Here is a 1,128-nt window from a genome sequence, read left to right as displayed (position 1 = left end):
TGGTTTCTATTTTGTGGGTGAAAAGGGCAGTGCTCACTCCAAGACGAGCAGAAGCTGCTGCAGCTTCACATCCGGCATGACCTCCTCCAATTACAACTACATCAAATGACAAATCATTTTTCATAATCCAAATCTATATGTGATTATATAATTTACAAGATAGGCTTAATTTTTTGTAAATAAGCCTTATTTATCAACATTTTTTAATAGAAAATGTGCAAAAAGACAGCAAAATAGGGTATTACTTGCCGATACAAAAATCGTTGAAAATACTACCTAATATCTCCTCTACATCAACTTTTCCAACTATCATACCTAAATGTCTAGTAGCCAATCTTAAATCTTCTGCAGCTTTATCAAAGTCTTCGATTTCTGTTTTTTGATTAAAGTTATTTAGATGATCCAAACACTGTTGCAAATGTTGCCTGTGCCTCTCTCTTGTAATTAAAATATCATCACTAGTAATAAATTTATTTTTTAAATTATTTTTTATTTTAAGAATTAATTCTTCAATATTTTTATTTTCTTTGATTGAAATTAAAACATGATTTTTTTTTTTGATTTCTGGATCAATATCTTTTTCCAAAAGATCAGACTTATTTATAACTAAAATTGCATTTTCATTTAACAAATCCTTCAAAACATCAGTAAAATCAAGGTTTTTGGCGTCAATCATGACAAGCTTTAAATCTGCTTCTTCTGCTCTATTAAGAGATAACTTAATACCTTTCTTTTCTATTTCATCTTTAGAGACTCTTATTCCAGCTGTGTCAGAAATTATAACTGGATAACCATCAATATTAAGATGTGTTTCTATTACATCCCTTGTAGTGCCGGCAATTTCAGAAACAATTGCAACGTCTCTATTAGACAAATGATTCATTAAACTAGACTTTCCAGCATTAGTTGGGCCTAAGATTGCAATCTTAAAACCTTCTCTAATTCTTTCTCCAACTTTATGATCGTTTAATATTTTTTTAATTTTGATTATAACTTCATCTGAATTTTTTTTAATTTCATTTAAAATATTGTTTGGTAAATCTTCATCTGGAAAATCAATTTTAGCTTCAACATGTGATAAAATTTTTAAAAGTTTTTCCCTTAGAAAATTAAATTGATCTGCTGACT

2 protein-coding genes are annotated in these 1,128 nt (G+C 28.6%); both read right to left on the bottom strand.

Annotated elements, in window-relative coordinates:
- On the bottom strand, positions 1-124 hold a 124-nt coding region (locus AMN83_RS04075), incomplete at its 3' end, for an FAD-dependent oxidoreductase (RefSeq protein ID WP_143323643.1).
- 117 nt (positions 125-241) lie between these two features.
- Positions 242-1,128, bottom strand: an 887-nt coding sequence (locus tag AMN83_RS04070; protein WP_075504404.1) for a GTPase, incomplete at its 5' end; no start/stop codon positions are given.

Source organism: Candidatus Pelagibacter communis (assembly GCF_001180025.1).
Taxonomy (GTDB): Bacteria; Pseudomonadota; Alphaproteobacteria; order Pelagibacterales; family Pelagibacteraceae; genus Pelagibacter; species Pelagibacter ubique_A.
Note: the sequence above shows the minus strand (reverse complement) of the source record. Positions and strands in the feature narration are given on the sequence as shown.